Origin of the sequence: Paenibacillus vulneris (genome assembly GCF_039543185.1) — a bacterium.
Classification (GTDB): Bacteria; Bacillota; Bacilli; order Paenibacillales; family NBRC-103111; genus Paenibacillus_S; species Paenibacillus_S vulneris.
Map to the genome: position 1 here is coordinate 437,891 of NZ_BAABJG010000006.1, position 25,588 is coordinate 463,478.

The 25,588-nt window shown below is 51.6% G+C and carries 16 protein-coding genes and 2 pseudogenes; 7 read left to right on the forward strand and 11 right to left on the reverse strand.

Annotation, left to right across the window (positions count from 1 at the left end; translation table 11 throughout):
- The first annotated feature begins 277 nt into the window (after window positions 1-277).
- From ABEA66_RS07380 to ABEA66_RS07405, 6 genes are all read left to right on the forward strand, one after another.
- Window positions 278-2,461: an AMP-binding protein gene (locus ABEA66_RS07380; protein WP_345587058.1), complete on the forward strand. Its 2,184-nt coding sequence runs from the start codon at window positions 278-280 to the stop codon at window positions 2,459-2,461.
- Window positions 2,406-3,635: a lysophospholipid transporter LplT gene (gene lplT, locus ABEA66_RS07385; RefSeq protein ID WP_345587059.1), complete on the forward strand. Its 1,230-nt coding sequence runs from the start codon at window positions 2,406-2,408 to the stop codon at window positions 3,633-3,635. Before ABEA66_RS07380 ends, lplT begins: the two co-directional genes overlap by 56 nt.
- A 320-nt stretch (window positions 3,636-3,955) precedes the next feature.
- Entirely contained in the window at window positions 3,956-4,156 is a 201-nt protein-coding gene (locus ABEA66_RS07390; RefSeq protein ID WP_345587060.1) for a cation transporter, read from the forward strand.
- 89 nt (window positions 4,157-4,245) lie between these two features.
- Window positions 4,246-6,672 (forward strand): heavy metal translocating P-type ATPase, encoded by a 2,427-nt coding sequence (locus ABEA66_RS07395; protein ID WP_345587061.1) that lies wholly within the window; start codon window positions 4,246-4,248, stop codon window positions 6,670-6,672.
- A gap of 109 nt (window positions 6,673-6,781) precedes the next feature.
- Window positions 6,782-7,396: a nitrite reductase gene (locus tag ABEA66_RS07400; RefSeq protein ID WP_345587062.1), complete on the forward strand. Its 615-nt coding sequence runs from the start codon at window positions 6,782-6,784 to the stop codon at window positions 7,394-7,396.
- Between the two features lie 470 nt (window positions 7,397-7,866).
- The gene (locus ABEA66_RS07405) at window positions 7,867-8,709 is read left to right on the forward strand and encodes a hypothetical protein (protein WP_345587063.1); all 843 of its coding nucleotides are present in this window, start codon (window positions 7,867-7,869) and stop codon (window positions 8,707-8,709) included.
- A gap of 74 nt (window positions 8,710-8,783) precedes the next feature.
- On the opposite strand, the gene ABEA66_RS07410 is transcribed toward ABEA66_RS07405, so the two are convergent.
- The 7 genes and pseudogenes from ABEA66_RS07410 to ABEA66_RS07440 form a co-directional block, all read right to left on the reverse strand.
- Entirely contained in the window at window positions 8,784-10,919 is a 2,136-nt protein-coding gene (locus tag ABEA66_RS07410) for a pectate lyase family protein (RefSeq protein WP_377739830.1), read from the reverse strand.
- An 80-nt stretch (window positions 10,920-10,999) separates the two neighbouring features.
- On the reverse strand, window positions 11,000-11,419 hold the full coding sequence (locus ABEA66_RS07415; protein WP_345587064.1) for a GtrA family protein: 420 nt from the start codon (window positions 11,417-11,419) through the stop codon (window positions 11,000-11,002).
- The gene (locus tag ABEA66_RS07420) at window positions 11,403-12,398 is read right to left on the reverse strand and encodes a glycosyltransferase family 2 protein (RefSeq protein ID WP_345587065.1); all 996 of its coding nucleotides are present in this window, start codon (window positions 12,396-12,398) and stop codon (window positions 11,403-11,405) included. The genes ABEA66_RS07415 and ABEA66_RS07420 overlap by 17 nt, the downstream gene beginning before the upstream one ends.
- Before the next feature lie 93 nt (window positions 12,399-12,491).
- A complete protein-coding gene (locus tag ABEA66_RS07425; protein WP_345587066.1) occupies window positions 12,492-15,674 on the reverse strand; it encodes a phospholipid carrier-dependent glycosyltransferase in 3,183 nt (1,060 codons plus the stop codon).
- 139 nt (window positions 15,675-15,813) lie between these two features.
- Window positions 15,814-16,986: pseudogene (locus ABEA66_RS07430) on the reverse strand (right-handed parallel beta-helix repeat-containing protein); the annotation flags it as partial.
- Window positions 16,987-17,103: 117 nt separating this feature from the next.
- A pseudogene (locus tag ABEA66_RS07435) lies at window positions 17,104-17,781 on the reverse strand (3-keto-alpha-glucoside-1,2-lyase-like domain-containing protein); the annotation flags it as partial.
- A gap of 254 nt (window positions 17,782-18,035) precedes the next feature.
- On the reverse strand, window positions 18,036-19,547 hold the full coding sequence (locus ABEA66_RS07440; protein WP_345587067.1) for an oligosaccharide flippase family protein: 1,512 nt from the start codon (window positions 19,545-19,547) through the stop codon (window positions 18,036-18,038).
- Window positions 19,548-20,057: 510 nt separating this feature from the next.
- Between ABEA66_RS07440 and ABEA66_RS07445 the strand changes: the two genes are divergently transcribed.
- Entirely contained in the window at window positions 20,058-20,741 is a 684-nt protein-coding gene (locus ABEA66_RS07445) for a hypothetical protein (protein WP_079914371.1), read from the forward strand.
- A gap of 141 nt (window positions 20,742-20,882) precedes the next feature.
- On the opposite strand, the gene ABEA66_RS07450 is transcribed toward ABEA66_RS07445, so the two are convergent.
- From ABEA66_RS07450 to ABEA66_RS07465, 4 genes are all read right to left on the reverse strand, one after another.
- Complete coding sequence (locus ABEA66_RS07450; RefSeq protein WP_345587383.1) at window positions 20,883-21,677, reverse strand: alpha/beta fold hydrolase; 795 nt, start codon at window positions 21,675-21,677, stop codon at window positions 20,883-20,885.
- A gap of 459 nt (window positions 21,678-22,136) precedes the next feature.
- Window positions 22,137-23,117 carry an S-layer homology domain-containing protein gene (locus ABEA66_RS07455; RefSeq protein WP_345587068.1) on the reverse strand — a complete coding sequence of 327 codons (981 nt, stop codon included), beginning with the start codon at window positions 23,115-23,117 and terminating at the stop codon, window positions 22,137-22,139.
- Window positions 23,118-23,623: 506 nt separating this feature from the next.
- Window positions 23,624-24,505: a carbohydrate ABC transporter permease gene (locus ABEA66_RS07460; protein ID WP_079914368.1), complete on the reverse strand. Its 882-nt coding sequence runs from the start codon at window positions 24,503-24,505 to the stop codon at window positions 23,624-23,626.
- A gap of 12 nt (window positions 24,506-24,517) precedes the next feature.
- The gene (locus ABEA66_RS07465) at window positions 24,518-25,480 is read right to left on the reverse strand and encodes an ABC transporter permease (RefSeq protein ID WP_192705383.1); all 963 of its coding nucleotides are present in this window, start codon (window positions 25,478-25,480) and stop codon (window positions 24,518-24,520) included.
- Window positions 25,481-25,588 lie beyond the last annotated feature (108 nt).

Genomic DNA, 25,588 nt, shown 5'->3' on the forward strand with positions numbered 1-25,588 from the left:
GAAGCCATCCGCCTGCTCTCCGGCAAATAGGGCTTCACCTGCCTTCAGCCGGCTTAGACTCGCAGCTCTGCGCGTTAAAGCCGGACTTTGGCATGCTCCCGCCGCTTTTCACCCCACTTTCACAGCCCCCTTCTTTTGGTAGGCTTGCTTCGATCTTTTCTTGATAAGGTACTATAAAAAGTTAGTACTCTTCTTTTGCATGCGCTGCGTATACAATACAAGTATCAATTAGCACCAGGTATTAAGAGCCAGTCCAACAAAAGAGGAGTCGATCACGATGCCTATCCTTATTGCAATCCTGAAGATGATATTCCGCCTATGCTTTAAATTGAAAATATTCGGCCTGGAGAAGCTCGACTTCAGCCGGCCGACCATCCTTATGCCGAACCATGTATCGCTTCTGGACGCGGTCCTGCTGGCCGCATATTTGCCGGATGAAGCTGCATTTGTGGTCAACACCAAGATCGCCAAACGGTTCCGGCTAGCCCTCAAGCTTCGCAGGCATATTACCGTAGACCCTTTAAATCCGTACTCCGTCAGAACTATGGTTAAGACAGTACAAAGCGGCGTGCCGCTCGTGCTTTTTCCCGAAGGACGCATCACTACAACCGGCGGATTGATGAAAATTTATACCGGCATTGCCTATATAGCATTAAAAACAGGCGCGCGCCTCGTTCCGATCGCGATTAACGGCGCTGAGCGCTCCAAGCTGTCTTATATCGGCAGCAAAATAAAAACCGTATGGTTTCCGGAAATCAGCATTCAAATCGGCGATGCCTTCGCCATCGAAGCTCAGCCGAACCAGTCCATGAAAAGGCAAAAGGAGCAAGCGGCCGATACGATTATGCTGGCGCTTCAAGAGCTGTTAACGCAGAGCAGGCTGAAGCCGAATATCAACTTGTTCGACGAGCTGGTCTATCAGGCCTCTCTCCATGGAAAGCAGCGAATCATCTGCGAGGATCTTACGCAGCGCCTCACGTACAGCAAGCTGATCACGGCCTCACACATCTTTGCCCGCAAGCTGGAGCCTGCCCTGGCATCCCAGCCTACGGCCGGCGTGCTGCTTCCGAATTCGATCGGTCATGCGATCGCTCTATTCGCCCTGTTTCGGCTTGGAATTACCCCGGCCATGATGAATTTCTCATCCGGACAGCAAAGCCTTCTCGATGCATGTGAGACTGCAGGCTTCAAGACGATCCTTACCTCTCGCCAATTTATCGCAGCCGCCAAGCTGGAAGCGACCGCCGCGGCGCTGGCCGAACGGTGCCGCCTCCTCTACCTTGAGGATGTCAAAGCATCCGTCGGGCTGACCGATAAGCTTGCGGGTCTGTTGGATCGCTGGACCGGGCGAAAAGCCGCTCAAGGGGTGCGAGAGGTCATCCTGTTCACCTCAGGCAGCGAGAGCAAGCCCAAGGGCGTCGTTCTCGGACACGAGCAGCTGTATGCCAACATTCATCAGGCCAAAGCCGTCTTTGATTTCAACTCATCGGATATGTTGTTCAATGCGATGCCGATGTTTCACAGCTTTGGCCTTACCGTAGGGACTTTGCTGCCGCTGCTTACCGGCGTGCCGGTCATTCTATACCCGAGTCCCCTGCATTACCGTGTTATTCCGGAAATCGTATACGACCGCAAGGCGACGATCCTGTTCGGAACCTCCACCTTTTTGGCCGGTTACGGCCGGGCTGCACATCCGTATGATTTTCATACCCTGCGCTACGTCGTAGCCGGGGCGGAGAAGCTGAAGGAGGAAGTAAGGGAGATGTGGGGCCGCAAATTCGGCATCCGGATCCTGGAAGGCTACGGCACGACCGAGGCGTCGCCGGTCATTTCGATCAATTGCCCTCTCGCCTATAAGGAGGGAACGGTGGGCCGGATTCTGCCGGGCTTGCGCTGTAAGGTCGAGCCCGTACCCGGAATTGAAACGGGAGGCAGCCTTCATATTCAAGGACCTAATGTTATGAAGGGCTATTTGATTCACGGCAAAGGCTTTGTCCCCTGCCCGGAATGGTATGACTGCGGCGATATTGTGGAGCTGGACGCACAAGGCTTCGTAACGATACAAGCCAGATTGAAGCGATTCGCCAAAATCGGCGGAGAGATGGTCTCTCTCCAACAGGTGGAGGAGCTGGCCGCTGCATGCTTCGACGATCCGGCGCTGTCTCTTGCAGCGATAAGCGCGCCTGATGGACGCAAGGGCGAACGGATCGTGCTGTTCGTGACGAAGCCGGGCTGCAGCCTTCAGCAGCTGAAGACCTATATGGCGTCCAAAGGCTCTTCTCCGCTGCTGTGCCCGTCGCGTATGGAAACGATAGATAAGCTCCCGCTGCTCGGCAGCGGCAAAACCGACTACGTAAACTTAACCAAGCAATTCAATGCTTCTCTACACAAAGGAGTGGAATCCCATGAATCCCAGCCTGCCAATGACCAAGGAACCGGCAGCGAAGCTAACCCGGCCTAAAGCCTTAAATGCGCTGTACGTCACCCAGTTTTTATCAGCCTTCGCCGATAATATGTCTCTGCTCGTAATATCCGGGCTGCTGACTCATAACGGCTTTTCCGCCGAATCACTGGCCTTGGTGAGTATGGCCTTCTTTCTCCCTTACATTCTGCTTGCTCCCTTCGTCGGGCCCTTTGCGGATAAATATCCTAAGGCTATGGTTCTTGTGGCCGGCAATGCCCTTAAGCTGCTCGGCATTGCCCTGCTCCTCATAGTAGATTCCTCCAGCATCGTGATGCTTATGCTATGTTATTTTACCGTCGGCATCGGAGCCGTCGTCTATTCACCCGCCAAGTACGGGATTCTGCCTGAGCTTACTGCCAATGAGCAGGAGCTGTTCAAGGCGAACTCCCGAATTGAAGCCTATACCATTCTGGCCATTCTCACAGGGATCGGCGGAGGCGGAGCCATCGTTGCCGCCGCCCCATCCATCGTATCGGCTCTGGTGTGTGCCGGTCTGTACGCCATATCGCTGTGCATGACGTTCCGGATCCCCAGAATTCAAGGGGACTCGACGATTCAATATTCTCAAGAAGCATTGCGGTTTTACAAAAGCGCTGCGCAATTGTTCCGCAACCCGGTGACGCAATTTTCCCTTATCGGGACAGGAGCCTTCTGGATGAGCTCCGCTGTTCTCCGGACTGCTGTCTTAGCCTGGATTCCAATCTCGCTGGGCTTTCGCTCCGATGACGCTCAAGTATCCCTAATCCTTGCCACGACATCCATAGGCATCATTGCCGGTGCTTTCCTGGCGCCCAAGCTCGTTCAGCTCAAGCAATTTTTCAGGTCCGTTCATTTCGGCTATATTATGGCGGCGCTGATCTTCGTGTTCCCCTGGATTCACAGCACTCCGGTTGCCATCGTTTTACTGCTGGCCGTAGGCTGTATGGGAGGCATCTTTATCGTCCCCATGAATACGGTACTCCAAGAGGAGGGCTTGCGCATCACCGGAGCCGGGAAAACGATAGCCGTACAAAACCTGGTGGAGAACAGCTTGATGCTGGCCGGGTCCGGTTTGTACTATGTCGCCGTCGATCTGGGGCTATCCATCTCTGGTGCCATCGCACTTCAAGGCGGCATCCTGCTTCTCTTCCTTTTGTTGTTAAGCTTCCGAATGCGGAAGCTCGGAGCCTGATACGTTCCTTCGTTCCCCCTTTCGCCATATTGGCGGAAGGGAGTTTGTTTTTTGAACCTAATAGGCTTGCAAATTGAAAAACACTCCTTCAAGGTATACCCCTCCTCCGTATATAACGTAGCTCCCAAAAAAGCAGGTTTCTCAATCAGCCTGGATTTATCAAGAAATGAGGCTACATCCCGACATTCTCCTTATCAGCGAATTTTTTTATTATGCGCCCATTGACATACCCCATGGGGGTATATTATAGTGTATGTATCAGCAACAGGTTGGCATAATAAAAAATGACATTTTATGATGTGTTCAAGGAGAGGATAAATATGAAGCAAACTATTTTACAAGTTGAAGGAATGTCCTGCGGGCATTGCGTGGGGTCGATAGAAGGCGCGTTAAAGGAGATCGGCGTACAAGGAAAGGTCGATTTGGCATCCAAATCCGTTTCGATACAATATGAAGAAACGAGCGTGACCCTTGCTTCCATTAAAGATGCTATTGAAGCTCAAGGCTACGACGTGAAATAATTCGGCACTGCCCGGCAAAAATGATGATAGCCTATTTTTTTTCATCAAAATATACCCCCTAAGGGTATATAATAAAGGAGTTGGACTCTATGCAACAACAGCAAGAGCAGCATCAATCCACTTTACAAATATCCGGTATGACCTGTGCGGCCTGTGCTAACCGGATCGAAAAGGGCTTGAAGAAAATGGACGGCGTAGCCGATGCGAATGTCAATTTCGCTCTGGAAAGAGCCTCGGTTACTTTCGATCCCAATAAAGTCAACCTCAACAGCCTGGAACAAAAAATTCAAGCCTTGGGCTACGATACCGTGAAGGATTCGGTTGATTTCGACCTGAGCGGAATGACCTGTGCCGCTTGTGCGAACAAAATCGAAAAGGTCCTGAATAAGCTTCCCGGCGTCAGCTCGGCCACGGTGAATTTCGCTCTCGAAACGGCTCATGTACAATATTCCGCAGCTGAAGTGACCATCGAAGACATGATCAATCGGGTAAAAAAGATCGGGTACGAGGCGCGCGTCAAGCAGGATAGCAGCGGCGAGGATTCGGATCACAAACAAAAAGAAATAACGGCTCAAAAAAGAAAGCTATGGGTTTCCGCTATCCTTTCGGTGCCTCTTCTATGGGCCATGGTGAGCCATTTCTCCTTCACCTCCTGGATTTACCTGCCCGATTTCCTGATGAACCCTTGGGTTCAGTTGGCCCTGGCTACCCCTGTGCAATTCATCATCGGTAGCCAGTTTTATGTCGGAGCCTATAAGGCTCTCCGCAATAAAAGCGCGAATATGGACGTTCTGGTCGCACTGGGAACCTCTGCCGCTTATTTCTACAGTCTTTATTTGACGGTTCAATGGGCTCTGGGCACCAGCGGCCACCATGCTCCGGAAATGTACTATGAAACAAGTGCGATCCTGATCACGCTCATTTTGCTGGGCAAATTGTTCGAGGTACTCGCCAAAGGCCGCACTTCCGAAGCGATTAAAAAGCTCATGGGCCTCCAGGCCAAAACCGCGCTTGTCATAAGGGACGGCCGTGAAGTTAGCATTCCGGTTGAAGAGGTCATTGCCGGCGATATTGTTCTGGTGAAACCCGGTGAGAAAATCCCTGTGGACGGCGAGGTGCTGGATGGTATCTCCTCCGTGGATGAATCGATGCTGACCGGTGAAAGTCTTCCTGTCGAGAAAAAAGCCGGGGATTCTGTGATTGGCGCTACGGTAAACAAAAACGGCAGCTTGAAGATTCAAGCAACCAAGGTAGGGAAAGAAACCGCTCTTGCCCAGATCATCAAGGTCGTGGAAGACGCCCAGGGCTCCAAAGCCCCTATTCAACGAGTTGCGGACCGCATTTCCGGCATTTTTGTTCCTATCGTGGTAGGTATTGCTATTGTCGTATTTCTGGTTTGGTACTTCGCCGTAGTTCCTGGTGATTTTGCCAGCGCTTTGGAAAAAGCGATCGCCGTTCTCGTTATCGCCTGCCCATGTGCCCTCGGCCTGGCCACTCCGACCTCCATTATGGCAGGCTCCGGCCGCGCAGCGGAATTCGGTATCCTCTTTAAAGGCGGAGAGCATCTGGAATCGATGCACAACATTCAGACGATTGTGCTCGACAAAACCGGCACAGTGACCAAAGGGAAACCAGCATTGACCGACGTTCGGATTGTCGGGATGGATGAACGCGAAGCGCTTCAGCTTGTCGGCTCTGCCGAAAAGCAATCCGAGCATCCGTTAGCGGAAGCTATCGTGGAAGGCATCCGAGAGAAAGGATTGGAGCTGTTTGAGCCTGAACAGTTCGAGGCGATACCCGGCTACGGTATCCGTGCCATAGTGACCGGCAAAGAAATCCTAGTCGGCACCCGCAAGCTTCTGGAACGCGAAGGCGTCTCCTATGCCGAAGCTCTTAAAGAGATGGAACAGCTCGAGGCCGAGGGCAAAACAGCGATGCTGATCGCCATTGACGGACGATTCGCAGGGATGGTTGCCGTCGCCGATACGATCAAGGAAACATCCCGCGAAGCGATTTCGCGGCTGAAGCAAATGGGAATCGAGGTTATCATGATTACCGGTGATAACGAGCGGACCGCCCGCGCCATTGCCGATCAGGTCGGCATCAGCCGCGTGCTGGCGGAAGTGCTGCCTGAAGGCAAAGCGGACGAAGTGAAAAAGCTGCAGGCCGAAGGTAAAAAAGTCGCTATGGTCGGCGACGGCATTAACGATGCGCCGGCGCTGGCTACAGCGGATGTCGGAATCGCCATCGGAACCGGAACGGATATCGCAATGGAAGCCGCCGACGTCACTTTGATGCGCGGCGAGCTTACGAGCATCCCGGATGCGATGGTGATGAGCAAAAAAACAATGGCTAACATTAAGCAAAACCTGTTCTGGGCACTGGCCTATAACTCGCTTGGCATTCCTATCGCGGCCATTGGTCTGCTTGCCCCATGGGTTGCAGGAGCCGCCATGGCGCTCAGCTCCGTATCGGTTGTACTCAATGCGCTGCGGCTGCAGCGGGTTAAGCTGTAAATCGCTTCACGAAACTCGGCCGATGCTTTCGAAGTAGTTTCGCTTCGCGAAACCTAGCTTATGCTTTCGAAGTCAGTTTCGCATCACGAAACTCTGAGGAGGTTCCCCAATGAAAACCAGTAAATTTGCTGTATCCCCCGGCTTTGAAGTGGGAGGAAGCCTGTTCAAGCCGGAGCAGCTCGCCCTGCTTGGCTCCATTGTCGGACCGGATGCCAAGATCGAATTCACGACCTTCAAGCAGCTGTACGTTGAAATGGATGAGGAACGTATGGCGGAGGTTCAGAGTCAGCTTAAGCAGCATGGGCTTCATATCTACCCTGCGGGATTTTATACGAAGAGCCTCATTGCCTGCAATTTTTGCCGGGGGGCTGAGGAAGCCGGCTTGGATATGGCGACCGCATTAAACGATGCGGTTGCAGGTCTGCCTGTTCCGAGCCCGCTCAAAATCGGCTACGCCGGCTGTGCTCTCGGAACCAGCGAGCCGCTGCTCAAGGATATCGGAGTCGTCAAAATGAAAGACCGCTACGACATCTATATAGGCGGCGATCCCAAATCTGTAAAACCAACGATCGCCGAGCTGTTTCTGTCGGATATTCCTCCGGAACGAATCATTCCTATCGTAACCGGGCTGATAGATTATTATCAGCAGAATGCCAAGAAGAAGGAAAAATTCGCGAGGTTTATCCAGCGGGTTTCCATCGACGCTCTGCGAAGTGCGGTATAGAAAGGCTGCCAAGGCGCGCCGCCGCTTCAGCACTCAGCTGCTCGCCTTGCGAGCATTGATCATCAGTCAACTGTTAATCATCATCCATGTGCGGTCAAAGGATTTAAACGACGCACTGCTGTCGAAAATGGAATATAGCAAGTTTTGCTTCGCAAAACTCAGGCTGTTGAAAAACCTAGCTTTGTGTGAACTATGCTAAATACGGAGGTGGGGTATGCCTCGGAGGAGTTTACGTCCGCCTTTGAAACCCGTGAAAATACCGCTTAATAGAATCAACTTTCACGGGTTTCAACAGCGGCTGGAGAGGTATACCCCACCGGAGTATAATAGCAATATTTCAAGCTTCACATGTTTTTCAACAGTCTCAACTCTAGCCTACCCTTTCGAAGCAAAGTTTTGCTTCGCAAAACTCTAAGCCTACCCTTTCGAAGCAAGTTTTGCTTCGCAAAACTCTAAGGAGGATCCCCCTCATGAAAAAAGCTGCAATAGCCATTATAGTAACCGCCGCGCTGTTATCGGCTTGCGGCAAGAACGCTCCCGCCTCTTCCGGGCATGAAGGCATGAATATGGGAGCGGCCGCCCCTGGCGGTCACGCGGGACACGGTGCGGAAACGGCCAAAACGGAAGACGTCAGGGCCGCCTTCTTGCTGACCCCGGACAAACCCCAATCGAAGCAGGATGCCAAGGTCGGCATACAAATTACCGACAACAGCGATAAGGCCGTCGAAAGCTTTGAGGTCTCGCACGAGAAAAAGATGCATTTGATCGTCGTAAGCAAAGACTTGTCTTACTTTAATCACATTCACCCGGACTACAAGAGCAAGGGACTGTTCGATATTACGACGCAATTTCCCGCAGGCGGCCAATACAAGCTGTTCGCTGATTTTGTTCCGTCAGGCAAGAGCTCTACAACCAAGAGCCAATGGATCACGGTACAGGGCGATCCCGCAAAACCGGAGCCTATTCAACCGGATGCCAATATGACCAAGACGGTGGACGGCAAGGAAATCACACTTGCTTACGAGCCGCTGAAAGCCGGCAAGGAAGCCACCTTGACCTTTACGATCAAGGATGCCGCTACCAAAAAGCCCATTACGAATTTGCAGCAGTATCTCGGCGCTGTAGGACATGTCGTTATTTTGAGCGACGATGCTGAGCAGTACCTGCATGTTCATCCGATGGAGGAGAAGGCGACCGGACCGGATGCCAAGTTTATGACAACGTTCCCGAAGTCCGGCGTCTATAAGATCTGGGGGCAATTCCAGCATGAAGGGAAAGTTGTGACCGTTCCGTTTGTCGTTAAAGTCCCTTAATCCTTTTTTCCCTGCAAATATCACAAGGCCGTTCACAGCGAATGCTGCGAACGGCCTTCTTACTTCATCAACTATTAATAGCTCGTCAGCAGCCAGTTGGTTTTGGTCCAAGTCAGCTTGCCGGCACCCGAGCCGTTGGAAGCGGTCAATCTCGCTTTCAGTGTCGACGGATCATCCGTTGTATAGCTGTAAGGCAGCGAGCTAAAGCCATTCCACGAAAATGCCTTAACGGCTGCAGGCACTGGAGCCAACGGACTTCCGGACGTGTCGCTGCCGCCTCTGAAGGACGAGCCGTTCAGAGAATACATCGTATCCAGTACCCGAATTTTCCCCGTATAGCTTGCGTCTGACGCATCCGCCTGATTATTGCGTACTGGAGAGGCTACATCGATGATCTGTGATTTTTCGAGCAGCAAGGCTCCATTCTCGGTGGAGATAGCTCCGTTGCTTGTCACTCCGAAGTGATAGCCTTTGGAGGAGAGTGCCGATTCCATCGCGGAGGTGATCTTTTGCTTCGCCGCCCATGCCGCGGCATTATCCATGACGATATTGTATACATGGGCATTGCCGCCTCTTAAGCGAGGCATCCGGTCTTGAATATCCTGATAATAATTATGATGCAGAGTCACTTGAAGGTTGGCATTGTCCGAAGCGAATTCCGTGGCCCCCACGAGATGGCCTTTCTTTTGGGAGGCCGCAATGGCGATAATATCAGCCTTGGTGAGACCTATAGCACTGCTTCGCAGATAGGCATACATCGGATAAGCCGACATATTCGCCTCCATGGCGTTAATCTGCTGCGTTACCCAGCTGTTGGAGCTGCGGTCGTCCCCCCTGAAGGTGGACCAGGATATCGTAACCCCGTTACTGCCCTTCTTCACATCGACAAGTCCGTCGTACGCTTTATTGAAGGTGCAGTGGTCGATCCATACCTTGGAGCTGGCTCCTTCAATAGTGATATAATCCCAGTCATTTTTATCGTAATTTCCTTTGGTCGACTCATCCCACTCCCACAGCTCATCGAATTCCAGATTGCGGATGATGATGTTGGAGCAGTACTTGATGTCGAAGGAAGCATGCTTGATTTTGGCCCCGTTAGCGGAAAAAATCGTCAGACCGTCGAAGCCGTCGATATAGATCTTGCTGACCCCGGTCTTCAGGAGAACCGGATGGGTTAATGGCGTGTTGTTGGCAACAAAAGGAGTCACCTTGGCAGCGTCCGGGATCTCGTTCCATCCCAGATTCAGATCATTCATAATCTCAATGACCTTCACTCCGGAGCCTTTCTTGAGGGCTGCTGCCAAATCGGCTGCGTTGTATACTTTTTTATACCGCGAGTCGGTCTCTGGAATGTTGCCGCCTCCCGTATTGCCTGCAGAAAAGCCTGCCACATTATATTGGCTGAGTGTCCCTGGTGTCGGAGTCGCTGTAGGTGAAGGTGTTGGTGTTGGCGTTGGTGTTGGTGTTGGTGTTGGTGTTGGTGTTGGTGTTGGTGTTGGTGTTGGTGTTGGTGTTGGTGTTGGCGTTGGCGTTGGCGTTGGTGTCGGAGTTGCCGTCGGTGTAGGTGTTGGTGTAGATGAAGAGCTGTCGGAAACGGTAATATTATCGAATTTCGCAACTGTTTTGAAGGCCACCAGCCCTACTGCCCCAGAAGTCAGGCTTGTATCCGTTGCAGAAAGCTGAAGGGTGCCGTTCACATACATTTTAATAGAGGAGCCAATGAGTTCCAGCTTCACGGTGTACCAGGTTCCGGCGGTTAGCCCATAGTTCGTTTTTGTCGCCAGGGTCGTGGTGGAACCGTTTACTTTTTTGCGGATCTCCAAAGTGCCTCCGCTGCTGTTATATAACGAGGCGGCATAGAAGTTATTGCCGTCCTTATACCGGCCGGCCACGTAAGTACGGTTGGAGCCGTTGAAATTATCAATCTTGACATTCGCTTCTACGCTATAATCCGTCCAGGCGGAGCTGCCTGCCGATGTGCGGCCTTCCTCCGTGCCGGATTGATAATACACATAATTGCCGTTGTCCTGAACAACGGACCAGGTCCCTGTAGTCGCTGTCCAATTGTTCGCATTGCCGCTATTGAAATTATCGCTAAACAGGGTCGCTGCGCTTGCCGGATATATCACAAACAACGATAGCATAAGGGATAAACAAAGAATGAATGCGGCATTTCTCCGCCCGAAGCCGAGGCTCTTTAATAAACTCATAACGTACCTCCCATAAATGATTTTCACTGCCTCTTTCTATCGCTAAAAAAAACTTGTATGGGAAGCGGTTCGCTCCCCTTTTACCCTTTCTCTGAAGCTTTGACGAAAACCCACATTCGACTGGCAAAAAAATTGACCACCATCATACAGCAGGTAACCGCCAGCTTCGACCACAGTACCTCCCAATGTCCATACCGGGTAAGCAGCAGGATGCCAAGGGTAGATAAACCCAAGCTTATCCCGTTCAGTAAGGCGAAGCGGAGAAAGGCCCATGTCTTCCCCCGTCCTCCCCATTGACCGAAGGTCCATCGCCCGTTCCAGTAAAAGCTGTTGATCGTCCCCGCCAAATAAGCCAGAATATGGGCTGCATAGACTGAAATTCCGCATGCCGAATACAGGACCAGGAAGACGCACAAGTCAATGGCCGTATTGGCAACCCCTACCAAGTTAAATTTAATGAATTGGCCGATCGTTCGAGCCGATTTATCGGATAGCTTCATGGCGATCCTGCGGTTCTGTGCGCGACCTGTTCTTCCGTTCCTGTCCATACCCTGCCCGCTCCCAAATAATATACAGCGGCCGCCCCTTCGTTTCGTCGTAAATGCGCCCGATGTATTCGCCGATAATCCCCAGAATGATCAGCACGATACCGTTAAAGAACAAATTGATTGCTACCGTCGAGGCCCATCCGGTTATCGTCGTATTGGTGAACAGCCTTTGGTAAACAACGACCAGGATATAAATAAAGCTGACGGCAGACACCAGAAACCCAAGATAAGCCGCTGCCTTTAACGGCTTGTAGGAGAAGGAGGTAATGGCATCTACGGCAAAACGGAGCATTTTGCGCAGAGGGTACTTGGTAACCCCGGCCCACCGCTCTTCTCTCGTGTATTCGACGAATGTCTGATTGAATCCGGTCCAGCTGACAAGCCCCCGTACATAACGGTTCTTCTCCGTCATCGATTTCATAACATCGCATACTTTGCGGTCGATTAAGCGAAAATCCCCCGCATCCACGGGAATATCCACGCTGGTCATCGATTTTAACAAACGGTAGAACAGGTGGGCGCTCCATTTTTTGAACCATGTTTCCCCCTTCCGCTCCAGACGTTTGCCGTACACGACGTCATAGCCGTTCTTCCACAGCTCAATCATTTCCAGAATGACCTCCGGGGGATCCTGCAGGTCCGCATCAATGACGACAATGGCTTGGCCCTCCGCATGATCCATCCCGGCCGTAATCGCTATCTGATGGCCGAAATTGCGGGCAAAATTCAACAGACGCACATTCGCATCCTCCGCGCAGAGCTCCTTTACGATATCGGCTGTCCGGTCCTTGCTCCCGTCGTTAACAAACAGCAGCTCATACCGCTCGTCGAGCGTATCCATCACCCGCTTGAGTCTGCGGTAAGTCTCCTCGATCACTTCCTGTTCGTTGAACATAGGAACGATAATGGAATACCGTATAGTTTCCTGCATAAAAGAAGTCCCTCGTTTCAGTAATGGAGTGTGTCTCTATAGAAGCCAGCCTGCCGCAGCAGCAAGGTAACTTGCGGATAGCTCCCACGGACTCTAGAAAAACTGCCACTGCGGAAACCATTTCAGCACATGCTCGGCGTATGACCGATCAATGACAAGTCCGGACAGGATGGGGTAAAACAAGACGAAACAGAGTGCAGCGGCGGCCAAATAACCGTACATCCATCCTATTTTTCCCTGCTGCGATTCTTTTATTTGCCTGTAATAGTAAGTAACCGCCAATATAGAAAAAGGCACCATTCCGAAATAATGATAAATAAACGTCATTCGCGGAACGAACATCCATGGGATATATTGCGAGAAAAAGGCGATGACGATAAAAATAACCGTCGCTTCTCTCGACTTGACCATTCTGAAAATGAACAGAAGGATCGCCAGAAATCCGCCCCACCATACCAATGGATTGCCTATCGCAACGATACTCGATATGGTACCCGGCGGCAGCTCTGCCGCTCCGTAATACCACACAGGCCTGCTCATGACCGGCCACTGCCACCAGGAGGAGCTGAACGGGTGCGTACCCTTCAGCTGGCTGTGATAATCTAGCATCTGCTTTTGATACGACCATACTTCGGCCAGTCCGTGTCCTGTACCCGGAACAAGCATAAACGGGATGTAGGACAAGACATAGATGACCGCCGGAATAAGGATATAAAATACGATGCATACAGCCAACGTAACCAACGTCCGCCGAGGAAATACATTCCGAATATGCTTCCATTCGGCAAGAAGGCCCGGATCGGTGCTATTCATGGACGCTAACCCTTTCCCGGCAGCCGCGTAGACGCGGTAATGCCAGAACAGCCAGAGAAAGAAAATCAGCGCCAAGCCGCTCCCCGCATACAATACAATCCACTTGGAGGCTGCCCCGATGCCGAAGAACAGACCGCAAAGCGCAAGCAGAACCAGGGATTTCCGCCAATCTTCCGCAAACATTCTTGTACAGACGTAACGGTACATGAAATAAAACATCAGCAGGATAAAGAAAACCCCGTACACATCTATAGTGGCGATGCGCGTCTGTACGAAATGCAGCCCGTCTACCGTCAACAGGAAGCTGGATACAAACGCATACTCGCTTCTTCCGAACATTCGCTTGCCAAGCAAATACATCAGCGGAATCATAGCGATCCCGAACAGCGTTCCGACGATGCGCCAGCCGAACGGATTCATCCCGAATACCATAATTCCGATGGAAATCAATAGTTTACCCAACGGCGGGTGGGTCCATTCATATGGCTCGAGGTGATGCAAATGCTCGTAAGCAGTGCGCGCGTGATAAATTTCATCGAAGTACGTACCGTTCATATACGTAGACCGGTATGAAGCCTGAGAAGGCTCATCGATCAGCCGGCCAACGGTATCCGCTTTGGTTGGAGGATCCATATTCTCCCCCTTAATCGACAATACGGGTACCGGGATTTCGCTGCCCGATGCGTATACGGCAAGCTCATTAAGCGTAAATGAAGGACGTTCCACTGTCAGCTTAACATAACGTCCGGTTTCATGGACGGAAACCACCTGCCACATGAACACCTTGACGATGTCATTCGACACATGAATCGGGCGGCTCCAAGTTTGTCCATCCGCGCTGATCTCATAAGTGAAGCTTCCGTCGCCGACACCCGAAAAGCTGTTGATTCTCTCAATCGGCTTGCTCTCTCCCAAATCCAGTAGGACCTGCTCTCCTTCCCTGGATGCGAGCCATCCTGTTTCCGGAGCTTTGGCAGAGCCGAGATGGTACAAAGCCAATACGGAGTACACAAGCACCAGGCCGCCCAGCAGCAGCGTATCCTTCCTTCCCCAATTGAGAGGCTTGGGCTCTGGCAGCCTCCAACCGACAGCGCTAGCCGATTCGTTCTCCGCAGCAGCGCCGGTTTGAATTCTGGCCTCGACGTCATCGCTTCGAGCGGCTTCGTCTTCTTGCAGGGACCCCATACTGGACATCTGACGGAGTACAATCGTTTGCCATGCCCATCTGCATAAATATAAAAACAGCATAACGTTGGCCAGTGAAACGACGGTCAACACGGCATCATCCGGAGGGATATGGTATAGCTGCTCCAGGCTGCCCAGCAGTACTTGGTCCACATTGATGAAGTGAGTCAGGCTTAATCCGAGAAAGCAGTACAAGAGCCGCCTGTCGCGAAGATGCAGGAACCCCAGCAGGATAAAAAGCAGCGCGTAGTATAAATACCTTTCGTGCATTTTGGTCAGCACAACGAAAGTCCCTGTCATTAGAATGCCGGCAATGATGGCAAGCTGCTTCTCGTCCTTGCTGCTTTTCAGATACAAATACACCGTATACAGAAGCACGCAGGCCATCAGGATGACGCTCCATGACTGGAAGGTAAGGAACAGCGTTTGACCCGTGATCGGGGCGAAATTGCCTCCCAATAAGGTCATGATATTGTACGCATTCAAGCTTGCGTATGGATAGGATGATAAGGTTCCAAAATACAGGCTAAAGATCCAGAGCGGACCCTTCAATAGAAGAAAGGGAGCCGCCAACAGGCTGAACACAGCCAAGCCGCTTGCAAAGCTGGCAAGAAAAGATTTCCAGTTGCCTCTGCGGATGAAGACCAGCAGGAGCAGCGGGGCAAACAGCAGCGCTTGCGGTTTAATCAGAAGCGCCACCGCATAATATGCGGACGCCTGCCGCAGTCTGCCGCCCAGGACAGCCTCGATAAACAGGAGCATCCACAGCATGAAAAAAGAATCGACCTGACCCCATCCCGCCGAATTGACGATAATCGCCGGATTCAGCAAGTACAACACGGCGGCCCCGAGTGCCGCAGCGCCCCCTGCATGACGTGATCCCCATCGGAAGATGAGGTAAGAAGTCAGCAGATCGGCGAGCATTGCGGGGCTTTTCAAAAGGAGCAGCGCCCATGACGAATCCCATGAGATATGGAGAGCGCTTCGGATGAATCCTATGATGTATAAGACATAAATATATCCCGGCGGATAGTCGACGAACATATCGGTAGTATAGAACCGCATCATTCCTGCGGAAGCGGCATGGTCCGCCCAAGCCTTGAACGTATTGACGTCTGCGTCATACCCGTACACGTTCCAAGCAATCACAAGCCGAAGCACCAGTCCTGCGCCCAGAACCGCCATAACGATTCCATGGGCCGGAGCTGTTTCCCGGCGAATCGTCCCCCTCCTCATCCCATAGCGGGAAACCAGGAAAAACAGCAGCATGAAGAGCATGCAATAAATCCAAGTTGTATTGATATCCTTCGCCCCCCATTTACAAGTGTAGTTCCTGATCGCCGCATCTTATTGCAAAAGCAGGCGTTCGGATGAGCCGTATCATCCGAACGCGTGAATGAATGTTACTCCCGTTGCTTTAGTTACGACCGATATCCGTGCCGCTCGGCGTTCCCGCTCCCTTCATGTCGCTGCCGGAAGCGAGCTTCAGGAAGCTGCCCAGGTTCGGTGAACCGTCTGCATTGCGGGTTAATGTAGGCGTCAGGCTGACAAAATCATCATCTGCCGCAACCAAGCCTTTGGCATTGGTGCTTTTATTGTTTTTCCACCATACGTTCGAGCTGTCCACATCGGTTCCGCTCGTCTTGTCGCTGGAACCGCCCTTATAGGACAAATTGTTCGTAAATTGATGCGTACCGGAGTCAAATGCAAAATTGCTTTGTCCGTTGCTATAGGACGTATTGTTCTTCAACGTTATCGAGCCCGGATTGCTGTTATACGTAAAGCCGTGCTTTTTGTTGAGATAAGCTACCGAATTGATGACGATGTGATTGACGGCGATTTGTTCTCCGCCCAGCTTGAAGCCGTTTCCGTCACTGTTGCTTGTGCTGCTGCCGGTCGAGGTTTGACCGTTATGATGAGCGATGCTGTTCTTGATGGTTACCGGACTGATGGCTCCCGTGTCCGACTTGGTATACAAATCCCAGCCGTCATCCGTATTGTAGGCGGAGATGCAGCCATCAAATACGTTGCCTGGACCGACCGTCAGCTTGGCAGCAAATCCGTCCGCATCCTCCCCGTTATCCGGGTCAAAGTTATCGTGTGAATACGTATTGATAATTTCGTTGTAGCTCGGCCACTCGCTCTTGGCAGCCGAGGAAGCGTATCTTCCTAGCTGCAGCCCTGTATCCCTGTTATTGTGGATATCCAGGTTTTCGATTCGATTATAATTGCCTGCGACATAGACGCCGTTGTCGGCAGAGCCTTTAATCTCCAGCCCCTTGACAACCCAATAGCTGCCGTTGATTTGCAAGCCTCTGGCGTTTTTCGAAACGTCGGAAGCGTTATAAGGCTGAGAGGAGAAATCGAGCACCGGCTTCTCGGAGCCGTAAGCCACGATTTGCTTCTTGGCGCTGGCCGTACCGCTGTTCGTGCGGTCTATGGTAATTTGAGTGGAGTAAGCATAAGTGCCTCCCCGCAAATAGATCGTTCCGCCCGGTGCCACACGCGTAATCGCGGAAGTAAGTGTCGTCGGACTGCCGATAGCTCCCGAGTTGCTGTCCAGACCGTTCGGCGCCACATAAATCGTGCCCGTTGTCGGCGTCGCGGTTGGTGTTGCCGTTGGTGTCGGCGTAGGCGTCGGTGTAGGCGTCGGTGTCGACGTTGGAGATGGAGTCGGTGTCGACGCCGAGCTGTCCGAGACGGAAACGTTATCAAACTTCGAGACCGTTTTATAGGCGATCAGCCCAATCCCGCCAGACGTTAAACTTGAATCCGTGGCGGACAGCTGCAAGGTACCGTTAATATACATTTTAATAGAAGTTCCAATGATTTCAAGTTTTACCGTATACCATGTGCCTGCCGCCAGTCCAAAGTTCGTTTTTGTGGCCAAGGTTGTTGTGGAGCCGCTTACTTTTTTACGGATTTCCAAAGTGCCTCCGCTGCTGTTATACAAGGATGCGGCATAATAGTTGTTGCCGTCCTTATACCGGCCCGCAACATAGGTCCGGTTGGAGCCGTTCCAGTTGTCGACCTTCACGTCGGCCGTAACACTGTAATCCGTCCAGCTCTGGCTGCCGGCCGAGGCGCGTCCCTCATCCGTACTGGACTGATAGTACACGTACGAGGCCCCGTCCTTCACAACGGACCAGGTCCCATACTGCGTCGTCCAGCCGTCCGCGTTCCCGTCCTCGAAGTTATCACTGAATAGGGTGGCGGCCGAGGCGGTGCCGAGCATCATCATGGCCGCGATCAGCGATATGCCGAGCATGAGGGCGGCGTATTTTCTTTTCATCCATCTCATTCGTACAATTACCTCCTTTTTGGGGTTAAACTGCTGCAGGCGTGTGCAGGATGCGCGAATGCCTGGTATCACCTCCCGTTTCATTTTCAATAAGGAATCATCCTGCCAGGCTTCGCCTGCTGTTCCGGGGAACCCCTTAAACGTATCTCGATCCGGGCGTTACAGCAATAAACACGATTTAACTATTTAGCCCCAAGGAATAATCCATCTAGGTCCTGGAATAATCATCAGCTTAGAAAATAGTTCCAAAATAAAAAACAGCGCCCCATAACCGGAACGCTGTTCGATTGGGATAACATGCTGCGCTTGCTATCACCATCAAGCTTTCAACATATATCCTACCCATTATGAAATTTGCCCCGCTCATCCCGTTCGGCTGAGCTCCATTGGACAGCCGGCTTTCGCTGATGCAGCCACTCGTTTTCTATCAAATAAGTCAACAGAATGAGCGCCGCAACACCTGCTATGATAAACCATACGTACAGAGGTCCTGTAAATCGTCCGATCTCCATGAAGGCCCCCATAGCCAGCGTCGGTATCAAAGGCTCGCCGTAGGCTTTCCACCAGTGCAGCGGAAATCCTTCTACAAAGAAGAACCATATCATCGAGATGGCCGATACGGCCCAGCCGCCCGTATAGATCCATACCGCGAGCACTGGGCTGCTTGCAGCAACGAACGGCACGATGGCAATGACGAAAATTCCCGCAACGATCATCACCCAGAAATTAGCCCGCGTCTTCCCCATACCTGCCAATATATTACCGCCTAGACGGCCGACGGAGGAGAAGAATACGCCTAACGCCAACAACCGAATATACATTCCCGAATCCCCGGTCGTATAGCTGGAGCCGAACAGGAACCCGTTAATTTCGTCGGGGTACAAGCAAATGGCCAGCGTCAAAGGATACAAAATAATGTTGTTGTAGCGCACGCACAAGGTGCCTCTCCGTCTGCTTTCCTCCAAATCGCGGGAGCTTTCGGCAACAAAGGGAAACGTCACGATCATGAACGCCCAGGTGACAATCCCGATAAAACCGGTTATCCGAAAGGCATTGGCCAGATGGCCTACCGCAATGACGGAGCTCGCCCCGACGACCATGACGAGAAAAGGCTGCTGGAACGCTTTGGCGATATTGCCCGCCCATAGCGGAACGCCGTACTTCAGCATGTCCCGCATGGGATCCATTGTTACGGCACCCAGCCATTTGGGATGATGCACCTTCTCCGCTTTCCAGCAAATGCAAAGAGCCGTCAGCACAGAGCCGACGCCCATCCAGAATGCCACACCCCACAAAAAATGATGGCCTATCGGCACCAGTACGCCCAGCACCATCCCCATCGTGGAGAAAATGGTCGTTATAACCATAAAGAATGCCTGTGTCCCGAAGTCCCTGTTACCGGAAAAGGACGCTACCCCCACGTTGATGACCGAATTGAATACGAGCATCAGCGAGCTGATAATCAGCGCTCCCTTCAGGGAAGGCAGCTGATACGTATGCGCAAGAAAAGGGGACAGAGCGGACAAAATCACGCTGATGACGATGCCGAAAAACACGCTTCCGACCATCGCCAGCCGAAATTTATTGCGAACGGCTTCCTGCCTGTCCGTAGAAAAGCCGTAAACCAAAGCGGCGTTAAAGCCCACATTAAGGAATAAGGTTACCATGCCGAAAATTTGCAGGAGCAGATTAATTTCCCCGAATTGACTAGGATCGTTCAACACGCGCGCTAATACAATGCTCCCCACGGTCTGCAGAAGCTGGTTAATAAATAAGCCGAGCACAATAATCGATACATTTCGAAGCAAAAACCGCTGATTTGAGTTCAATGTAAGCCTGAGCTTATGCATTACAAGCACCTTCTTATGTTCTGGTTGTAGGTCATGCCCGTTCCGGTGACAAGATCTTGTATACATGAAATACGGATGATGAGACCGTATGAAATTTCGAGAATAAATTGAATTTGCATTCTTACGAAATCATAAGCTTATGGTTCTATCCTGCCGGCCTTTCAAATACATCTGAATGCTTCGCGTACATCCGGGGCCGATTTGTTTGCGCTTTCGCTTGTGTTCAGGCTACAGTAATTCTATCCATTAGTGCGTTATCGGATAACAGTTCTCTTGTGTTGATTATAATTATAAAACGGAATATGGCAAGAAAAAAAACAGCGGCTGCTGGCGAGAGCCTTACTCCCGTTATCGCCAGCCTCTGTAGTTCACAGCTTCCTTATACTAATTGCCTAGGAAATAATTCAAATCACTCTCGGAAATCTTCACGAATTATAGTAAAAATTTACAACCTTCTCTCACTTTGCCTCGTCTTTTCTTTACTAAAATAATTGGAGGTAAAAACATACCATGAAGCTCATTCCGAAAATAACAATTTGTTCTCTTGTCGCTGCAGCCGCTATAGCAGGCTCCGCATACGCCGAATCCAAGCTTAGCTTGTATATTAATGATATTCCTTATGTCCCGACTGTGCTTGGCCTAAAAGTGGAGGACGGCAAGGTAATGGCCCCCATCGAGCTGGTTGCAAAAGAGTTTAGAGGGTCAGCGTCCTACGATTCTCAATCACAGGAGGTTCGGGTAACGCTTCCCGACGCAGCAAGACTTGCCGTACAGGTAAACCGGCTGCAGGATGCGCTGCTTGCCGATACACCCGAAGAGGCTTTGAACACTTGGATCAAAGGTATCCGGACCCGAAACGGCGCTCTGCAGTACGCCGTGTTCTCTCCGGAATTAAAGGAGCGCACCAAAAGTGAGTTCGAATCGTTTTTTTGGGTAACTGGAGGGTCGAGCCCCCATATGGGAGCTATCGAGAATTTAGAATCGTCATCGCCGGATGAGGATACGGTTCAATACTCGTTTGACTACCGGGTCGTAGCCACCGAGTATGACGAGCAGGGCTCGGCTGTCGTCACCATTCAGAAATTTAATCAGGCCCCAGACCTTGGGGAAGGCTGGTACATCACCCGGATCGGCATGAAGGATCCCGGCGATACAGGGATCACCATCGGCGTAGAGCCGTTGGATCAGCCGTAACGACTGCCAATACGGCGAGTTGGCTTCGGACGACGAATTGCTTGAGCAGCTTCGTCTTGCTGTCAGCGCTGCAAGGCAGGCCCGATCAAAAAAAGAGTCACTGGCGTCGCTGCTCTAAGCGATGTCCAGTGACTCTTTCTGCTACTTCACCCTTGCGGCGAAGCTGCTGATGGCATCGGCCAGCTTTTGCGGCGATTCCATCATGCTCATGTGGCCGGCGTCCTCGATCAGGCATTGAGTGAACCTATCGCCGCTGACCGTGAACGTGCGCTCGACCGGCACGATCTGATCGTGCTTGCCTGCAACAAGCAGCACGGGGACGCGCGCCGTCTCCAGAACCCGGTTGCGGTCCGGCCGCAAGCGCATGCCTTCCAGCGTGTTGACAGCGCCCTCAGGGCTTGTGCCGTAGCCGATGCGAACCGCCTCCTGCACCTCATCAGGCATCGATTGCAGATGCGCCGGTGCGAACAGCTTCGGTATCAAGCCGTCGATGAATACCGGAAGCCCTTTCTCCTTGATCGTCTCCTGGCTTTTCAAACGTCCCTGCTTCGCTTCCTCGCTGTCAGGAAAAGCCGTCGAATGAATCAAGCCGAAGCCGGCCAGCAGCTCCGGATAATGCTCGGCAACCGCCAAGGCGGCGTATCCGCCGAGTGAATGGCCAAGCAGAATGGCCTTGCCCAGGCCAAGCTGCTGAACCAGCTGGGCAATATCGTCCGCTAGAGTCTCCATCGAATACACTCCATCCGGCGCTCCCGAATCCCCATGACCGCGCAGGTCAGGCACAATGAATCGGCTGCTCTCGGGCAGCAGCGGAAGCAGCTTGTCCCAGTAAGCCGAGCTCCCGCAAAAGCCGTGCAGCAGCACTACAGCCTGTCCCTGCCCCTTCTCCCGATAGGCCATTCGAAGCCCGTTCAACTCCACATATTGTTTATCCATCATAGCAGCTCCTCTCATTAACCGCGTAGTTATGTCCAGCCCGTGCAGGTTTATTTTACCACAATAGCATCTATAAGACCCAAGGTCATCGGGGCTTGAAAATGCTATTCTGGCGATAAAACCAACCATTGAACACGGCCGCTCGTCCTTGAAAAAGCCCGATATAGGTTTTCTTACCACATCTTAGCATCTCCTAAACAAAATACCCTATGCCTGCGTCCTTCCCCGGGAGCTTGATGCTCCGGAGCAATACTCAGCATAGGGTAACATTTACGCACAGTTCCTGATTAGTAGAGCGGTGCTTCTTGAACGGACGCCGGCCGGCTGCACGGATGTTAAAGAGAGGGTACCCGTCGCGACTGTCGGGTTAGTCCGCATCCGTTCCGTCCGACGCGAAGCACTGCCTGTCACGGAAAAGGAAACAAAGTTCCAATAAGCGAATTCAAAGCAAATGTATGGTTATTGAATCTGCACAGCGGCAGCTTCCGGCGTAACAACCTCCGACGCGGCAGAGTCTCCTGCCGCGCCCGAAACGGACCCGCCTGCAAGCTCAGCCACAGGCTTGTATTTGGAAGCGACGAAGGTTTCCGCCTTCGCGTTCGTAATCACCTGCGGATACATCATGCCCGGCTTCGGATTCACCACTTCATACTGAATCACGGCAGTATCATCCGCTTCGAAACGGATGCCTGTAATGTTCAATCCGTACCCTGGGTTCGGCACCTCACGGGACAGGATCACCTTATTCACCTCTTCGTTCACCTTCTGAACGTCAACCGTAATATCCGCTTGCTGAGGCGGATTCGGCTTGGAGGTGTGAGCTTCCACTAATTTGATGCCGTTATACAGCCAGGTCGCCGCTTCTCCGCGAGTCATCTCCCGTTTCGGATACGCCTTGCGGTCTTCACCTAGCTTGGCAATTTTGAGCAGATAAATTCGCTGCATGTCCACCCTGTACTCGAGAGCGACATCGTCCTCATCCGCAAGGATAACCGCCATTTTGATAAGCGGAAGCTGAGCCTTCGCATCCATCGCATCGTTCAGGAGATTGGCGTACTTTTCCCTGGTAATCGGGGCGTTCGGATCCACATCTTCAGGAATGTCCAGTCCGTTCACCTTGGCTATAATAAACGCCTCGGCATACCAGGCATCGTTAGGAACGTTCTTGAAATAGTCGGAGGCTTCCGGCTTTTTCACAAATTTGACGTGATCGAGCGAAAGCTTCAGCCCTTTAACAAGCATGCTGATGCTCTGTGCGTAGCTGATCTTCCCGCGGGGCACGAAGTGCTGGCTGTCCACGCCGCTTACAATTCCCCTGTCTTTAAGCGCGGTAACCGGCTCCTGCTCGGCAGAATCAAGATCGGTAAAGGCATAGACCGAACCGGCAGACAGACTGCACAGGATAGCGGCTGAGGTCATAAGAGTAACGAATTTTTTCATAATGAAGCCACCTTTCTTTGGTATCAACTAAGCTGCAAGCCTATTATTTCCTTTTTCAACTCCGGAGTTACCCTTCTGACGAAGACGATTGGCAAAAGGTTGCTGCAACTACCAAAAAACGAAAAAAGAACCCACAAAGTGGGACCAGATTGTCGAGAAACCTATAAGGCTTGAATTATTGCTAATATACTACGGTGGGGTATGCCCCTCCAGCCGCTGTTGAAACCCGTGAAAGGGATCAGATTTAGTGGTATTTTCACGGGTTTCAAAGGCGGACGTAAACTCTTCCGAGGAATACCCCACCTCCATATTTAGCAAAGTTCTCGCAAAACTAGGTTTCTCGACAGACTCACCCCACAAAGTGGGGCCATGTCTTCGAAGCGGATTCAGGCACTTTGCGGGGAGCCCCGAAATTTATAAGCCCTATAATGTAAAAATAGACCGTACCGCCCAGGAGGGAGGGATCCCGCCGTGGACTGTCGTACGATCTTTTTCCAAAACCTCTGTTAACCCTTCAAAGCACCCACCATGACGCCTTTGACAAAGTATTTTTGCACAAAGGGGTATACGCACAAGATCGGCACCGTGGCTACCATGATGGTCGCATACTTGATGGTCTCGCCAATCTGGAACCTGTCGGCTGCCGCAGCACCCGAGGCCATGCTGTCCGTCGAATTGGCGAGCAGTATTTCCCGGAGAATCAGCTGCAGCGGATACAGTTCACGATCCTTCAAAAATAACGAGGCCCAGAACCAGCCGTTCCATTTTTCCACCGCATAATACAGGATCATAACGGCGATGACCGGCATGGATAACGGAATAATAATTTTGAACAGGATGGTAAAATGATTCGCCCCGTCGATCTTGGCCGACTCCTCCAGACTGTCCGGTACGGACATGAAGGCGGTGCGCATGATGATCAGGTTGAAAGTGTTTACCGCAAACGGTATGATCGTCGCCCATAGGGAGTTCATGAGACCGACATTTTTGACAATCAGATACAACGGGATCATCCCGCCGTTAAAAAACATCGTAAGAACTATCACGAAGATGAAGACCTTGTTCCACATCACATTTTTGCGGGAGAGCACATAGGCACCGAGGGAGGTCACGAACAAATTGATGATGACTCCGACGATAACGATAAACAGCGTATTGCCGTACCCTTTTAATATATCCGGATTATCGAACACGCTCTTATAAGCTTCTACGCTAAAGCCTAGAGGCTTCCATAGCACACCCCGGTGAGCGATGATCTGGTTAGCGTCGCTAAAGGACGAGAAGGCAACATGCAGCAGAGGATAGAGCGCAACGACAACCAGCAGCAGCAGCACGATATGGATGCACCAGTCAAAAATGCGTTCCGAAAGGTCGTTATCCCGTTTCATAGCGGTTCCTCCTCACCAAAGGCTGTTTTCATTGACCTTGCGGCTGATCCAGTTCGCGGAGATCAATAACACCAAATTAAAGACCGAGTTGAACAAGCCGACCGCCGAACTGTAGCTCCAGCCGAATTCAAGCAAGCCCTTCCGGTATACGAACGTATTAATAACGTCCGCCGTATCGTAAGTAACCGGATTGTACAGCAAAATAATTTTCTCGAACCCTACGTTCAGCATATTGCCCATACGAAGAATGAACAGGATCGTAATGGTCGGTAAAATGCCCGGCAGCGTAATGTGCAGGATCTGCTTCCATCGCCCGGCGCCGTCTATCCGTGCCGCCTCATACTGCTCCTGGTCGATGCTCATTAATGCAGCAATATAGATGATGGATTCCCATCCGATTTTCTGCCAAATCTCCGATACGATATAGATGCCCCGGAACATCTCCGGCTTCTGCAGCATCGCTTGACCGTCTCCGCCGAAAAAGGTGAATATCGAGTTGATGACGCCTCCGCTGTTCGTGAAATCCTTGATCATTCCGCAGATGACAATCATGGATATGAAATAAGGCATATACGTAATGGATTGGACAACCCGCTTGAATGCCGCATTGCGGACCTCATTGATGAGAATCGCCAAAATAATAGGCGCAGGGAACTCAAAGCATAAGGAGTATAGGCTGATAATCAGAGTATTTTTCAAAATACGCCAAAAATAATAGCTGCTGAAAAAATCCTTGAAATTGTCCAGGCCGACCCACGGGCTGCCCAGAATGCCTTTCATCGGGGTATAGTCCTTAAAGGCAATGATGGCCCCGTACATCGGTGCGTAATGAAAAATAGCGTAGTAGACGATAACAGGCACCATCATCAAATACAAATATTTATTGAGCAAAAAATCCCTGACAACCCGGGAGGAAAAGCTCCGGCGGCGCATAGCGGCAGATTCGGTCGTTTGTACAGCCATCGTCTTGGCCATATCATTCCCCTCCTTCCTCAAAGTCCGTAACCTCAATAGAAACCATGACAGGAATAGCCGGAAAGCCGGTTCACAGCAGGGAAGGACTGCGTTAGCCCCGCCCCGCTG

Excerpts from the sequence above, each read along its gene's own strand:
- ABEA66_RS07380 (WP_345587058.1), top strand. The coding sequence starts at position 278 with ATGCCTATCCTTATTGCAATCCTGAAGATGATATTCCGCCTATGCTTT.
- lplT (WP_345587059.1), top strand. The coding sequence starts at position 2,406 with ATGAATCCCAGCCTGCCAATGACCAAGGAACCGGCAGCGAAGCTAACC.
- ABEA66_RS07390 (WP_345587060.1), top strand. The coding sequence starts at position 3,956 with ATGAAGCAAACTATTTTACAAGTTGAAGGAATGTCCTGCGGGCATTGC.
- ABEA66_RS07395 (WP_345587061.1), top strand. The coding sequence starts at position 4,246 with ATGCAACAACAGCAAGAGCAGCATCAATCCACTTTACAAATATCCGGT.
- ABEA66_RS07400 (WP_345587062.1), top strand. The coding sequence starts at position 6,782 with ATGAAAACCAGTAAATTTGCTGTATCCCCCGGCTTTGAAGTGGGAGGA.
- ABEA66_RS07405 (WP_345587063.1), top strand. The coding sequence starts at position 7,867 with ATGAAAAAAGCTGCAATAGCCATTATAGTAACCGCCGCGCTGTTATCG.
- ABEA66_RS07410 (WP_377739830.1), bottom strand. The coding sequence starts at position 10,919 with ATGAGTTTATTAAAGAGCCTCGGCTTCGGGCGGAGAAATGCCGCATTC.
- ABEA66_RS07415 (WP_345587064.1), bottom strand. The coding sequence starts at position 11,419 with ATGAAGCTATCCGATAAATCGGCTCGAACGATCGGCCAATTCATTAAA.
- ABEA66_RS07420 (WP_345587065.1), bottom strand. The coding sequence starts at position 12,398 with ATGCAGGAAACTATACGGTATTCCATTATCGTTCCTATGTTCAACGAA.
- ABEA66_RS07425 (WP_345587066.1), bottom strand. The coding sequence starts at position 15,674 with ATGCTCTTCATGCTGCTGTTTTTCCTGGTTTCCCGCTATGGGATGAGG.
- ABEA66_RS07440 (WP_345587067.1), bottom strand. The coding sequence starts at position 19,547 with ATGCATAAGCTCAGGCTTACATTGAACTCAAATCAGCGGTTTTTGCTT.
- ABEA66_RS07445 (WP_079914371.1), top strand. The coding sequence starts at position 20,058 with ATGAAGCTCATTCCGAAAATAACAATTTGTTCTCTTGTCGCTGCAGCC.
- ABEA66_RS07450 (WP_345587383.1), bottom strand. The coding sequence starts at position 21,677 with ATGGATAAACAATATGTGGAGTTGAACGGGCTTCGAATGGCCTATCGG.
- ABEA66_RS07455 (WP_345587068.1), bottom strand. The coding sequence starts at position 23,117 with ATGAAAAAATTCGTTACTCTTATGACCTCAGCCGCTATCCTGTGCAGT.
- ABEA66_RS07460 (WP_079914368.1), bottom strand. The coding sequence starts at position 24,505 with ATGAAACGGGATAACGACCTTTCGGAACGCATTTTTGACTGGTGCATC.
- ABEA66_RS07465 (WP_192705383.1), bottom strand. The coding sequence starts at position 25,480 with ATGGCCAAGACGATGGCTGTACAAACGACCGAATCTGCCGCTATGCGC.